General features: G+C 61.9%; 12 protein-coding genes. 9 read left to right on the forward strand and 3 right to left on the reverse strand.

Annotated features, from left to right (window positions below):
* The first annotated feature begins 12 nt into the window (after positions 1-12).
* Entirely contained in the window at positions 13-2,850 is a 2,838-nt protein-coding gene (gene fdhF, locus AC1DYR_RS01395) for a formate dehydrogenase subunit alpha (protein ID WP_477703511.1), read from the forward strand.
* Between the two features lie 201 nt (positions 2,851-3,051).
* Here the strand turns inward: fdhF and rraA are convergent, their stop codons facing one another.
* Entirely contained in the window at positions 3,052-3,564 is a 513-nt protein-coding gene (rraA, locus tag AC1DYR_RS01400; protein WP_477703512.1) for a ribonuclease E activity regulator RraA, read from the reverse strand.
* Complete coding sequence (locus tag AC1DYR_RS01405) at positions 3,561-4,052, reverse strand: Lrp/AsnC family transcriptional regulator (protein WP_007873193.1); 492 nt, start codon at positions 4,050-4,052, stop codon at positions 3,561-3,563. Before AC1DYR_RS01405 ends, rraA begins: the two co-directional genes overlap by 4 nt.
* Positions 4,053-4,144: 92 nt before the next feature.
* Between AC1DYR_RS01405 and yedA the strand changes: the two genes are divergently transcribed.
* From yedA to AC1DYR_RS01445, 8 genes are all read left to right on the forward strand, one after another.
* Complete coding sequence (gene yedA / locus AC1DYR_RS01410; protein ID WP_477703513.1) at positions 4,145-5,068, forward strand: drug/metabolite exporter YedA; 924 nt, start codon at positions 4,145-4,147, stop codon at positions 5,066-5,068.
* Between the two features lie 110 nt (positions 5,069-5,178).
* Positions 5,179-5,637: an SWIB/MDM2 domain-containing protein gene (locus AC1DYR_RS01415; RefSeq protein ID WP_122956824.1), complete on the forward strand. Its 459-nt coding sequence runs from the start codon at positions 5,179-5,181 to the stop codon at positions 5,635-5,637.
* 412 nt (positions 5,638-6,049) lie between these two features.
* Complete coding sequence (locus AC1DYR_RS01420) at positions 6,050-7,060, forward strand: ABC transporter permease subunit (protein ID WP_477703514.1); 1,011 nt, start codon at positions 6,050-6,052, stop codon at positions 7,058-7,060.
* A complete protein-coding gene (locus tag AC1DYR_RS01425) occupies positions 7,057-7,971 on the forward strand; it encodes an ABC transporter permease subunit (RefSeq protein ID WP_477703515.1) in 915 nt (304 codons plus the stop codon). Before AC1DYR_RS01420 ends, AC1DYR_RS01425 begins: the two co-directional genes overlap by 4 nt.
* 10 nt (positions 7,972-7,981) lie before the next feature.
* Complete coding sequence (locus tag AC1DYR_RS01430; RefSeq protein ID WP_477703516.1) at positions 7,982-8,998, forward strand: ABC transporter ATP-binding protein; 1,017 nt, start codon at positions 7,982-7,984, stop codon at positions 8,996-8,998.
* Positions 8,995-10,002 (forward strand): peptide ABC transporter ATP-binding protein, encoded by a 1,008-nt coding sequence (locus AC1DYR_RS01435; RefSeq protein ID WP_477703517.1) that lies wholly within the window; start codon positions 8,995-8,997, stop codon positions 10,000-10,002. The genes AC1DYR_RS01430 and AC1DYR_RS01435 overlap by 4 nt, the downstream gene beginning before the upstream one ends.
* A gap of 136 nt (positions 10,003-10,138) precedes the next feature.
* Positions 10,139-11,776: an ABC transporter substrate-binding protein gene (locus tag AC1DYR_RS01440; protein WP_477703518.1), complete on the forward strand. Its 1,638-nt coding sequence runs from the start codon at positions 10,139-10,141 to the stop codon at positions 11,774-11,776.
* 204 nt (positions 11,777-11,980) lie between these two features.
* Positions 11,981-12,478, forward strand: coding sequence for a hypothetical protein (locus tag AC1DYR_RS01445; RefSeq protein WP_477703519.1), 498 nt, complete (start codon positions 11,981-11,983; stop codon positions 12,476-12,478).
* A 103-nt stretch (positions 12,479-12,581) separates the two neighbouring features.
* Here AC1DYR_RS01445 and AC1DYR_RS01450 read toward each other — a convergent pair whose 3' ends face one another.
* A complete protein-coding gene (locus tag AC1DYR_RS01450; protein ID WP_477703520.1) occupies positions 12,582-14,294 on the reverse strand; it encodes a thiamine pyrophosphate-binding protein in 1,713 nt (570 codons plus the stop codon).
* Positions 14,295-14,297: the final 3 nt, after the last annotated feature.

Here is a 14,297-nt window from a genome sequence, read left to right on the forward strand (position 1 = left end):
TAAGGTACCACGATGAATGCAATCACCCGACAGGAACTCGCCGAACTCGACTCGCCGCTCGTAAGCTTCAGCCTCAACGGCCGTGAAGTCCAGGGCCGCGCCACTGAATCGCTGCTGCAAGTGGCCAAGCGCGAAGGCGTGGAGATCCCGCACCTGTGCTTCAAGGAAGGCATGGAAGCCGTCGGCAACTGCCGCTCCTGCATGGTCGAGATCAACGGTGAGCGCGTACTCGCCCCCTCGTGCTGCCGTGCGCCGGCTGCCGGCATGAAGGTCGTCACCGACAGCGAACGCGCCGTGGCCTCGCAAAAGCTGGTGCTCGAGCTGCTGCTGTCAGATATGCCCGAGAAGGAATACACCCGCAACAACGAGGTGGACCAATGGGCCGCCAAGATCGGCGTCGGCAAGCCCCGCTTCGAGGCGCGCCAGCAGGTGCGCCAGGATGTGTCGCACCCCGCCATCGCCGTGAACCTGGACGCTTGCATTCAGTGCACGCGTTGCCTGCGCGCCTGCCGCGACGAGCAGGTCAACGACGTCATCGGGTTGGCCTTCCGCGGCGAGCAGGCCAAGATCGTTTTTGACATGGACGACCCCATGGGCGTGTCCACCTGCGTGGCCTGCGGCGAATGCGTGCAGGCCTGCCCCACGGGCGCACTGATGCCTGCCCGCGAGGCCGCACTCACGGTGCCGGACAAGCAGGTCGAGTCGGTCTGCCCTTACTGCGGCGTCGGTTGCCAGCTGACCTACAACGTCAAGGACGACAAGATTCTTTTTGTGGAAGGCCGCGACGGCCCCGCCAACCATGAACGCCTGTGCGTCAAGGGCCGCTATGGATTTGACTATGCGCACCATCCGCAGCGCCTGACCAAGCCGCTGATCCGCCGCGAAGGCATGCCCAAGACGGGCGACTTCAGCATGGACCCGGACCGCGTGATGGACGTGTTCCGCGAAGCAAGCTGGGAAGAAGCGCTGGAGTTCGCCGGCGGCAAACTCGCTGCCATCCGCGACCAGTACGGCAAGAAATCGCTGGCCGGTTTTGGCTCGGCCAAAGGCAGCAACGAAGAAGCCTATCTGTTCCAGAAACTGGTGCGCACGGGTTTTGGCAGCAACAATGTGGACCACTGCACGCGCCTGTGCCATGCATCCTCCGTCGTGGCCCTGCTTGAAGGCATCGGCTCTGGCGCGGTGTCCAACCCGGTAATGGACGTGACCAAGGCCGATGTCGTCGTGATCATCGGGGCCAATCCGACGGTGAACCACCCCGTAGCCGCCACCTGGATCAAGAACGCGGTGAAGAACGGTACCAAGCTGATCGTGATGGATCCGCGCCGCTCCGACCTCACCCGCGTGGCACACCGCCACCTGCAGTTCAAGCCCGACACCGACGTACCCATGCTCAACGCGATGATGAACGTCATCGTGACCGAAGGCCTGGTGGACCAGGCTTTCATCGACAGCCGGACCATCGGCTACGAAGAACTGCGCAAAAACGTCGAAGGCTACACGCCCGAGCTGATGGCGCCGATCTGCGGCATCGACGCCGAGACGCTGCGCTACGTGGCCCGTCTGTTCGCTACGTCCAAAGGCTCGATGATTCTGTGGGGCATGGGTGTTTCGCAGCACGTGCACGGCACTGACAACGCGCGCTGCCTGATTGCCCTGTCGCTGATGACCGGCCAGATCGGCCGTCCCGGCACCGGTCTGCATCCCCTGCGCGGCCAGAACAACGTGCAGGGTGCGTCCGACGCAGGCCTGATCCCCATGATGCTGCCGGATTACCAGCACGTCTCCAAGCCCGAGGTCCGCGCCAGCTTCGAGAAGGCCTGGAAAGTACCCGCCGGCTCGCTGGACGACAAGGTCGGCCTGACGGTGGTCGAAGTGATGCACGCCATCAAAAAGGGCAGTATCAAGGGGATGTACGTGCAAGGCGAGAATCCGGCCATGTCCGACCCAGACGCCAACCATGCACGCGAAGCACTGGCGGCGCTGGACCATCTGGTGGTGCAGGACATCTTCCTGACCGAAACGGCCTACCTCGCCGACGTCATCCTGCCGGCCAGCGCCTTCCCCGAAAAGGACGGCAGCTTTACCAACACCGACCGCCTGGTGCAGATGGGCCGCAAGGCCGTCAACCCGCCTGGCGACGCGCGCCAGGACCTCTGGATCATCATGCAGATCGCCAACCGGATGGGCTGTGGCTGGCATTACAACCACGTCAGCGAAGTCTTTGATGAGATGCGCCACACCATGCCCAGCATTGGCGGAATCACCTGGGAGCGGCTGGACCGCGAGCATTCGGTCACCTACCCCTGCATGAAGGAAGGCGATCCCGGCCAGTCGGTGGTGTTTGTGGATGACTTCCCCCGTGAAGGCGGGCGTGCGAAGTTCGTTCCAGCCGACATCATTCCGGCCGACGAGCGCCCGGACACGGAGTACCCGATGGTGCTGATCACGGGCCGCCAGCTGGAGCACTGGCACACCGGCAGCATGACGCGGCGCGCAACGGTGCTCGACGCGATCGAACCTGATCCGGTCGCGCTGGTGCACCCGCTCGATCTGGCCGCCATGGGCGGCAAGCCTGGCGACGTGGTGACCATCGAGTCACGCCGCGGCAAGGTGGAGCTGTACGCTCGCGCCGACGAAAGCTCGCCACGCGGTGCGGTCTTTGTACCTTTCTGTTACTACGAGGCAGCCATCAACAAGCTGACCAACGCGGCACTGGACCCCTTCGCCAAGATTCCGGAGTTCAAGTACTGCGCGATTCGTGTGACGCTGGGCGGCGTGCCGCCTGAGCAAGACAGCTATGGCGGCGGACAGGCGCTGAAGAACTCCATCGCCCTGGCGGGGTTCTGAGCGGCCCTGTGCGTTTATAAACTCGCGCCAGCTGCAAGCCGGCTGACACGTGGTCGCTACGTGCCTTCTGCCACGCTGCGAAATTTAGGAGAATCGACTTATAGTTCAGGCTCCACCGTGGGCCACAGCTATCATTTAGATAGCAAACAAAGTGCCGGGGCCGGCAATCCAACGCCCGATACTCGTCAGGCCCTACCCTTGCTACGGCGCCGGCATTACGACGATGCCGTCCTCATCCGCGTAAAGCCAGTCACCCGGCCGCACCCAGACGCCTTGAATCTGCACGGCGATGTCCCTGAGGCCTGCCTGACGCCTTTCCGTGGGCAGCGGCATGCTTGCCAGGGCGCGGATGCCGGTCTGGCATTGCGCCAACTCGGCGACGTCCCGTACGCAACCGTCAATCACCACGCCGGCCCAGCCGTTTTTGGCGGCTGCGGCACCCAGATTGCCGCCCAGCAAGGCACGGCGCAGCGAGGCACCGCCATCCACCACCAGCACGCGTGCTTCGCCCGGCGATTCCACGGCCGCCTTGACGGGCGAGTTGTCCTCAAAGCACTTCACGGTGACCACAGAGCCGCTGAACGTCTGGAGACCGCCAAAGCTCCTGAAAACAGGCGGGAGCACCCTGAAATGACCCGAGGTGTCGCCCTTATGCAGGTCGCAGAGATCGCAGGTGGCGAAGATGGCAGGGGAAGAGGAATTGTCTTGGCTCATTTTCCGGTGACTTTCTTGATAACGGGTTTGATGTCTTCACGGCGGGCGGGCAAAACCACCGCGTTTTCGCGGGGAGCATTGAGGACGATGGATGTCGAGGTTTCCGTCAGGATGCAGAATTTTGTCACCACCGCGTCCAGGTGCGCCACGTCGATCACTGCGATTTCCAGCACCCAGCTGTCTTCGCCGGTCACGTTGTAGGCATTGATGACTTCAGGCGTCTGCTCGATCAGCTTGACCACCCGGGCGTACTCGACCCGCCCTACCCGCGCGATGGCGCGTATGCCGTAACCCAGCCGCGCCAGGTCGACCTCGGCCCGGTAACCTTTGATCACGCCGCCCAGTTCGAGCTTGCGCACACGCTCCGTGACTGCCGGCTGGCTCAGGTGAACACGGCGGCCCAACTCGGCCATGGTGATCCGCGCATCGCGCTGCAGTTCGCCGAGGATGCGGCTGTCGTAATGGTCCCATTCGGTAGTTTCGGTCATATCGCTTTTCAAGCTTTAAATTTAAAGGCCGTCTGCAGTTTTGCCGTTAGTTTTGCATAGTCCGAAGGCGTTTGGCAACCTACCATACAGGCATGACCCCTGCATTCATTTCATCCTCCGCCCCCGGCAAAGCGCCGGCGCTTTTGATCCCCGCCCTGCTCGCCTGTTACCTGGTGTGGGGCTCCACTTACCTGGCAATCCGCTTTGCCCTGATCAGTTTTCCGCCTTTCTTCCAGATGGGCACGCGTTTCCTGGCGGCCGGCCTTCTGATGATGGCCTGGGTGCTGATACGCGGGCACAAGCTACCCAGCAGGCGCGAGTGGGCCAATGCCGCCGTCATCGGCACCCTGATGCTGGGCGGCGGAATGGGGCTGACAGCGTCGGCTGAAGTCCACATCGGCTCCGGGCTGATCGCCACCTTCATCGCGGTGGTGCCCATGATGGTGTCGGCCTGGGGCCTCCTGCTGGGCCAGCGGCCCAGCAGGCTGGAGTTTCTGGGCATGGTAGTGGGGCTGGCAGGTGTGCTGATGCTGGTGCAAGGCGCCAGCTTTAGCGCTGCTCCCGTCGGCATGGCGTGCATTGCGGGGGCGACCTTGCTGTGGTCACTCGGCTCGGTGCTGTCCACCACCCGGCTGCCGCTGGCGAATGGCCCCACGGGTTTTGCCAGCGAAATGTTGTGTGGCGGCGCGGTGTTGATGGTGATTTCTCTTGCATTGGGTGAGCACCGCGAAGCCACTGCCAACTGGCCCGCGCAGCCGGAAGCTGTGTTTGCGTGGCTCTATCTCGTGGTGTTTGGCTCGCTCATCGCCTTCAGCGCCTACCTCTATTTGCTGGTCAATGCATCACCTGCAGTAGCCACGAGCTATGCCTTTGTGAACCCCTTGATCGCGATTTTTCTGGGTGCATTCTTCGCCGGAGAGCACGTCACTGGGGGCGAATGGGCCGCTTGCGGCGTGATTCTCATGGGCGTTTTCCTGATTTTCAGAGGTAAATCTGCAACATCCAGGCGCAAATAAAGTGCGTTTGTACTAGGAAACTGCGTTTTTCTCCAGTAGCATCCGCATTGCCACAAGGAAGAGTAGTTATCCGTGTGGTGATTTATCAACTTCTAGAAGGAAAATCAATCATGGCAACTGCAAAAAAAGCACCGGCAAAAAAAGCGCCTGCTAAAAAGGCTGCTCCGGCAAAGAAAGTAGCTGCGAAGAAAGCAGCTCCTGCAAAGAAGGCTCCTGCGAAGAAAGCAGCTCCTGCAAAGAAGGTAGCCGCGAAGAAGGCAGCTCCCGCCAAGAAAGTTGCGGCCAAAAAGCCAGCAGCGAAAAAAGCGCCTGCCAAAAAGCGCACGCCCAATGCAGCGTTCATGAAGGCACTGACCTTGAGCCCGGCACTGGCAGCAGTGGTTGGAGACAAGCCTCTGCCACGCACCGAGATCGTCAGCAAGCTGTGGGTTTACATCAAATCCAAGGGCCTGCAGGACAAGGTCAACAAGCGCATGATCAACGCCGACGAAAAACTGCGTGCCGTTTTCGGCAAGGCGCAAGTGTCGATGTTCGAGATGGCTGGCCTGATCGGCAAGCACGTCAAGTAATCGGTTTTTGCCGATATCAAAAGGCCGGTTTCTACCGGCCTTTTTTTATGCGCGCGTGCCGCGAGACCCATGTCAGACCCCAAACCGCTGGCACGCTTCCTGCGTTACTCCGGCGCTCTTCCACCCGCTTCCATTAACGCCCAAAACGACCTGAAACGTATGCTAATGCCATAGGGTTACTCGGTAGCCTGCCGCCAGCGGCACGGCCGAAAAATGACGCTATTGTTGCTAAGATAAAAAAATCCCCTGCGGCACCGCCCGCACCAGACCTAACCGAACACTCCATGTTGATGCCACTGCAGCTATTGCATTCAAAGACCGAGGCGGCGGAAAACTCCGCGCGCCCTGCCTGTCGCCAGCGCGACGGTTTTTCCACACCCTGCTCCAGGACCTGCCTTAGCATCCCGCGATAATGCTGCGCTTTATTTTTACTCGACTGAGCCTGATCATTCCCACCTTTTTGGGGATGACTCTGCTGGCTTTCTTCCTGATCCGCATGGTACCCGGGGACCCAATCGAAACCATGGCAGGCGAGCGCGGCATCGATCCGGTGCGCCACGCGCAATTGCTCAAGGAATACGGCCTGGACCGACCCGTCATGGTGCAGTACGGCATCTACATCGGGCGCGTTCTCAAGGGCGACCTGGGCAAGTCCCTGATCACACAGGAACCTGTGCTGCGCGAGTTCCTCACGCTGTTTCCGGCCACCATCGAACTCGCAGTTTGCGCCATTTTGTTTGCACTGCTGATCGGTATCCCCGCGGGCATCCTGGCGGCGGTCAAGCGAAACTCCATACTCGACCATGGCGTTATGGGGGTGTCCCTCACGGGGTATTCCATGCCGATTTTCTGGTGGGGGCTGTTACTGATCCTGCTGTTCTCGGTGCAGCTCGGCTGGACACCCGTGTCTGGCCGGCTATCGGTGCAGTACTTCATCGAGCCCACCACCGGCTTTCTGCTGATCGACTCGCTGCTGTCCGACGACAAGGGCGCGTTCTGGTCGGCTGCCTCGCACCTGATATTGCCCATGATCGTGCTGGGTACCAATCCGCTGGCGGTGATCGCGCGCATGACGCGCTCGGCCATGCTGGAAGTGCTGGGTGAGGACTACATCCGCACCGCTCGCGCCAAAGGACTCTCCAATCTGCGCGTGGTGGCCCTGCATGCGCTGCGCAATGCGTTGATCCCGGTGATCACCGTGATCGGCCTGCAGGTCGGTGTGCTGTTCACGGGCGCCATCCTCACCGAAACCATCTTTTCCTGGCCGGGCGTCGGCAAGTGGCTGATCGAAGCCATCAGCCGCCGCGACTATCCCGTTCTGCAGGGCGGCATCCTGCTGCTGGGCGCCATCGTCATGGCCGTCAACCTGCTGGTGGACATCACCTACGGCATCATTAATCCACGCATCAGGCACCAGCGATGAGCACGGCCACCTTGAAACCCGCCACCCCGAAACCGGGCACGCCCCCGGCGCCGCCGCATCCGCTGCGCGAGTTCTGGAACTACTTCAGCGCCAACAACGGCGCCGTGATCGGCCTGGTCATCGTCATCGGCGTGCTGCTGCTGGCGCTGTTCGCGCCGCTGCTGGCGCCGCACGCACCCAACATCACCAACAACGCCGTGTTCCTCAAGCCACCCGCCTGGCAAACAGGCGGCTCCTGGACCTACCCCCTGGGCACCGACGCCATCGGCAGGGACATCCTGACCAGGTTGATGTACGGCGCCCGCCTCTCGCTGGTCATCGGCCTGGCCGTGGTGGCGCTGTCGGTGGTCGTCGGCACGGTGCTGGGCCTCTTGGCCGGCTTTTTCCGGGGCATCTTCGAAATCGCGGTGATGCGCCTGATGGACATCATCCTGACCCTGCCCAGCCTGCTGCTGGCCATCGTGATCGTGGCCATCCTCGGCCCCGGCCTGATGAACGCCATGTTGGCCGTGGCCATCGTCGTGCTGCCGCATTACGTGCGCATCACACGCGCCGCGGTGATCGCCGAGACCTCGCGCGACTACGTGACGGCCGCGCGCATGAGCGGCGCCAGCCGCATCCGCCTGATGTTCAGCGAGATCCTGCCCAATTGCACGGCGCCGCTGATCGTGCAAGCTTCGCTGGGTGTCTCCACCGCCATCCTCGACGCCGCAGCCCTGGGCTTCCTGGGCCTGGGCGCGCAGCCGCCCTCACCCGAATGGGGCACCATGCTGGCCGATGCCCGCGAATTTGTCTTGCGCGCCTGGTGGGTTGTCACCTTCCCCGGCCTCGCAATCCTGATCACTGTGCTGGCCTTCAACTTGCTCGGCGACGGACTGCGCGACGCGTTCGACCCCAAGCTGAAGCGCTGAAAGATTTCGTATGGCTCTCCTTGAAATAGAAAACCTCTCCGTCGAGTTTCCCTCGCAAAACGGCGTCATGCACGCCGTCGACGGCATCAGCCTGTCGCTGGAAGAAGGTGAAGTGCTCGGCATCGTCGGCGAGTCCGGCTCCGGCAAAAGCGTCACCATGATGGCCTTGATGGGCCTGGTGGCCTACCCCGGCCGCGTGAAAGCCGACAAGCTGCGGTTTGCCGGCCACGACCTCCTCAAGCTCTCGCAAGGCGAGCGCAACAAGCTCATCGGCAAAGACGTGGCGATGATCTTCCAGGAACCCACGACCAGCCTGAACCCCTGCTTCACCGTCGGCTTCCAGATCACCGAAACCCTGCGTTTGCACCTGGGCATGGACAAAAAGGCCGCCACGCGCAAGGCCATAGACCTGCTCGAGCAGGTCGGCATCAATTCACCCGAAAGCCGCCTGAAGGCCTATCCCCACCAGCTCTCCGGCGGCATGAACCAGCGCGTGATGATCGCCATGGCAATCGCCTGCAACCCGCGCCTCCTGATTGCCGACGAGCCGACCACGGCGCTTGACGTGACCATCCAGGCACAAATCCTGGACCTGCTGCGCAGCCTGCAAAAGGAGCGCGGCATGGCCCTGGTGCTGATCACACACAACATGGGCGTGGTGTCCGAAATGGCACAGCGCATCGCGGTGATGTACGCCGGCCAGATCATGGAAGAACAAAGCGCACACGCCCTTTTCAACACGCCCCAGCACCCCTACACCGAAGCCCTGCTTTCGGCCCTGCCTGAGCGCAGCGACGGCAGCTCCCGCCTGGCGACCATCCCCGGCATGGTGCCCGGCCTTTATGACCGGCCCACCGGATGCCTGTTTGCCCCGCGCTGCGCCTATGCCACCGAACATTCCCGCAACGAACGTCCGCTGCTGCGCGCCTGGAAGGACGGCATGGTTCGCTGCCACTACCCGCTGGGTGATCCCAGCCGCGAGGCCAACATCGAGCACGACACCCCGCTGGTGGAGGCCGCGCAATGAGCACCGCCGCCATTTCCACCACCCTGCCGACCGGGCCCGTCGTTGAAGCCAAAAATCTCAAGCAGGTCTATGAAATCCGCCGCGGCTTCATGCGCAAGTCTGATCACCTGCAGGCCGTCGGCGGCGTCTCTTTCTCGGTTGATGCCGGCAAGACGCTGGCCGTTGTCGGCGAATCCGGCTGCGGTAAATCCACCCTGGCCCGCATGGTCTCGCTGATCGAAACCCCGACCGGCGGCGAACTGCGTATCACCGGCATCGACGCGGTGAACGGCGGCCAGGAAGAGCGCCAGGGCCTGCGCAAGGCCGTGCAGCTGGTGTTCCAGAACCCCTACGGCTCGCTCAACCCGCGCAAGAAAATCGGCGCCATCCTCGAAGCCCCGCTGGAAATCAACACCAGCCTGACAGCCGAAGAGCGCGCCGCCAAGGCCCGCGCCATGCTGGCCATGGTGGGCCTGCGCCCCGAGCACTACGACCGCTACCCCCACATGTTCTCAGGCGGGCAGCGCCAGCGCATTGCGATCGCGCGTGCGCTGATGCTCAACCCCACCGTGGTGGTGGCCGACGAGCCCGTTTCGGCGCTGGACGTCTCCATCCAGGCCCAGGTGCTCAATCTGCTGGCCGACCTGCAGCAGTCCATGGGTCTCGCCTACCTGTTCATCTCGCACGACCTGGGTGTGGTGCGCCACATCGCCCACGACGTGCTGGTGATGTACCTGGGCCACGCCGTTGAACAAGGCGAGAAAAATGCCCTGTTCAACCGCCCCCTGCACCCCTACACCCAGGCCCTGCTGGCCTCCACACCGGGCCTCGCCGGCACCGGCGTCAAACAGCGCATCGTCCTCAAGGGCGAACTGCCCTCGCCGCTCAACCCGCCCACGGGCTGCGTGTTTTCCACCCGCTGCCCGCACGTCACCGACCGCTGCCGCGCCGAAAGGCCGCAGCTGCGCGAAGTTGCAGAGCGGCAGGTTGCGTGCCACTATGCTGAAAACTTTCTCACTGCGTGACCTGAAACCATGCACACCTGCACCGGTTTCAGGCCACGTTTTTCAATGACCAGGGCGCACAACGTCACAAATGTTGTGCAATCTGGCCGCAAGCCCCCGCTGCAAAAGCAGCATTAACCTCCAAAGGGATCGTCAAATGATTCAGACCAAACCAAGTGCGAGCCGGCTACGCCCGGTCCAGCGCGCATTGCTGTGCGCCGTTGCCCTGCCAGCGCTGCTGGCACTTTCACCCGTCTCCGCCAAGACGCTGGTGTTCTGCTCTGAAGGCAGCCCCGAGAATTTCTACCCCGGTGTCAACACCACGGGTACCTCGTTTGATGCCAACGAACCCGTCTATAACCGCCTTGTCGAATTCGAATACGGCGGCACCAAGGTCGTTCCCGGCCTGGCCGAAAAATGGGACATTTCCGCCGACGGCCTGACCTACACCTTCCACCTGCGCAAGGGCGTGAAATGGCATGCCAGCAACAAGGCCTTCAAGCCAACGCGCGACTTCAACGCCGACGACGTGCTGTTCATGTTCGAGCGCCAGTGGAAAGAAGACAACGCCTTCTTCAAGGTCACCAGCCCCAACCACTCTTACTTCAGCGACATGGGCATGCCCAAGCTGCTGAAATCGGTGGAAAAGGTCAACGACCTGACCATCAAGATCACGCTGGACAAGCCTGAAGCGCCGTTCCTCGCCAACCTGGCCATGCCTTACGCAGCGGTCCAGTCCAAAGAGTACGCCGACGCCATGCTCAAGGCCGGCACCCCCGAGAAGATCGACCAGGACCCGGTCGGCACGGGCCCCTTCTACCTGGTGCAGTACCAGAAAGACGCAGTCATCCGCTACAAGGCCTTCCCTCAGTACTGGGGCGGCAAGGCCAAGATCGACGACCTCGTGTACTCGATCACGCCTGACGCCTCGGTCCGCTGGGCCAAGCTGCAGAAGAACGAATGCCATGTCATGCCTTACCCCAACCCCGCCGATCTGGACGCGATCCGCAAGGATGCCAACGTCACGATCGTCGAGCAAGCCGGCCTGAACGTGGGCTACCTGGCTTACAACACCACCAAGAAACCGTTTGACGACGTGCGTGTGCGCAAGGCCATCAACATGGCCATCAACAAGAAAGCCATTGTTGACGGCGTCTACCTGAGCACCGGTGTTGCCGCCAAGAACCCGATCCCGCCGACCATGGCCGCGTACAACAACGCCATCAAGGACGACGAGTACAACCCCGAAGCCGCCAAAAAATTGCTGGCAGCTGCGGGCTTCCCCAACGGTTTCACCACCGACCTGTGGGCCATGCCCGTGCAGCGCCCGTACAACCCGAATGCCAAGCGCATTGCCGAGTTGATGCAGGCTGACCTGGTCAAGGTCGGCGTGACCGCCGAGATCAAGAGCTTCGAGTGGGGCGAGTACCGCAAGCGCCTGCAAGCCGGCGAACACCAGATGGGCATGCTGGGCTGGACCGGCGACAACGGCGATCCTGACAACTTCATGTACACCCTGCTCGGCTGCGCTTCAGCCCAGTCCGCCAGCGGTTCCAACATCGCCAAGTTCTGCTACCAGCCGTATGAAGACCTGGTCCTGAAGGCCAAGACGGTGACCAATCCTGCCGAGCGCATCAAGCTCTACCAGCAGGCCCAGGTCATCTTCAAGGAGCAGGCGCCCTGGTTCACCATCGCCCACGCAGTGCAGCTCAAGCCCATTCGCAAGAGCGTGATCGGCTACAAGAACAGCCCGTTCGGCCGCCACAACTTCTACGCTGTGGACATCAAGGAGTAATCCTCGACAGGTTCAGGCGGCTTCGTCATGAAGCTGCCGCGATAAAAAGGCCGGGTACCCCGGCCTTTTTTCGTCTTGCCAGCGCTAATATGTAAAACTCCTAAGCAAGAGAGCCGTTCCCGGATCGCCTGCTACCAAATCACATCTCCAAGCTATTCGCTCTTCTTCGCATCTCATATGCTCTGTCCAAACTGCCAAACTTCTTTGGAAGCCAATGTTGAAGTGTGCAGTGGTTGCGATGCTTTTCTGGGCGCGGGAAGTTCATGGTTTGAGCAAAAGGCCCTGCATCCTGCATCGCCTTACTGCTCAGGTTTGGCAATCGTGTTTTGGCTATTGAGTTTATGTTTACCAACACTAGGCTCAGAGGGAAAAGTCGTCATTGGGGCCCAAGTGGCACTTCAATTTGTGAATCCCTTCGCCTGGCTGTTTGGCCCATTCTTGTTGATGCTGGCTTCTCTGACCAATATTCTTTTTTTAGTCCAGGTCGGACGTTTAAGGCGTAAGCGCTCGTCGGGGAAAGAGGTATCACCAGGTCCTATCGTTACGGCCCTGCTCATCAGCCTATTGTCCGTTCTGGCGCTTTTCGGCCGCGGCGACTACAGGGCGTTTACTCCGAACCTATTCTCTAACCCAGGGGTTTGGGTTTGGCTTGCTGCTTACTTCCTGCTCCTTGCCGGAACGACTCGGGGTGAGAGGATATAGCCACCACAAAAAAAAGGCCGGGGTTACCCGGCCTTTTTGCTTTTCCCGCTCATTTTTTAATGAGATTGGCCTTCAGACCAATAGGGACCAGCGCGAGCAGCTCCTATTTTGATAGCAAACGCGTCTGGGCACTTTGCGTGATGGACGACAGCGTGCCGCGCGTGGTGATGACTTCCGGATCCAGCGTCACCTCGATCACCGTGCCCTCTTTGCGCGCCAGCGCCGCCAGCAGCTCCGCCTCAAACTCCGCGGTGCGCGTGATGCGCACGCCGGCGTAGCCGTAGGCACGCGCCAGCGCCGCAAAGTCCGGGTTGTTCAGGCTTGAACCGCTTTGATGTGCTGGATACTCCCGCTCCTGGTGCATGCGGATCGTGCCGTACATCCCGTTGTTGAGCAGCACGATGATGCTTTTGGCGCCGTGCTGCACGGCCGTGGCCAGCTCCTGGCCGTTCATCAAAAAGTCGCCATCCCCCGCGATCGTAAAAGCCACACGGCCCGTTGTGATGGCCGCAGCAATACCGGCCGGCACGCCATAACCCATCGCGCCCACGGTGGGCGCCAGCTGCGTCTTGTAGCCTTTGACAAGACCGTGATGCTGAAAGAAGCGATGCACCCAGCTGGCAAAGTTGCCGGCACCGTTCGTCAGCACGGCATCCGCCGGCAGATGCTTTTGCAGCAGGCCAACGATGACGGGCATGTCGATATCACCCGGCAGGTTCGCGGAAGGTGTCGGCTTCAGGTTTTCCAGGTAGTCCTCGTTAGCCGACGCGGTCCAGGCCTCCCAGGCCACAGACACCGGCGCCGTGAGGACCTCCAGCGATCGCGCAGCTGCGTTCATCGTGGCGTTGATGGCCAGGTCGGCCTGGTAGACGCGGTTGAGCTCCTCGGCGCTTGAATGGATATGCACCAGCTTTTGCTTCGGACGGGGCGCCTCCAGCAGTGTGTAAGTACCGGTCGTCATCTCACCCAGGCGCGGGCCGATGGCGATGATCAGGTCGCTGGCCTTCACGCGTGCGGCCAGCTTCGGGTTCAGGCCGATACCCACGTCGCCCGCGTAGAGCGGATGGTGGTTGTCAAAGGTGTCCTGGAAGCGAAAAGCATTGCCCACCGGCAACTTCCAGTTTTCGGCAAAGCGTTGCAGCGCCTGCGCCGACTGCGGCGTCCAGCCGCCGCCGCCTGCAATGATGAGCGGGCGCTCGGACTTGAGCAGCATCTCGCGCAGCGTACGCAGCGAGCCCGGGTCGCTCCAGGCCTGCACGGCCTCCACACGCGGCAGCGGCTGCGCGGCCGTCATGCGCGTCAGCATGTCTTCAGGCAAGACCAGCACCACGGGGCCGGGCCGGCCGTTCATGGCAGTAGCGAAGGCACGCGCCACATATTCGGGGATGCGGTCGGCCTCATCGATGCGCTCCACCCGCTTGGCAAAGCCCTTGGTGCTGGGCCCGAAGAAACTGGCGTAGTCCACCTCCTGGAAGGCTTCACGGTCGCGGCAGTCGCTGGCCACGTCCCCCACCAGCAGCACCATGGGGGTTGAATCCTGGAAGGCCGTGTGCACGCCGATGGACGCATTGGTGGCGCCCGGCCCGCGCGTGACCATGCACACGCCCGGCCGCCCTGTCAGCTTGCCGTGCGCCTCGGCCATGAAGGCCGCGCCGCCCTCTTGCCGGCAGGTGACGAACTGGATTTTGTCCTGACGCGCATGCAGGCCGTCCAGCACGGCCAGGTAGCTTTCGCCAGGAACGCCAAACGCATGGGTAACGCCTTGGGCCAGAAGGCAATCGACTAGAAGGTGGCCAGCAAGTTGAGGGGTGGTCATGAG

It is taken from the genome of Polaromonas sp. P1_F9, from assembly GCF_056405615.1.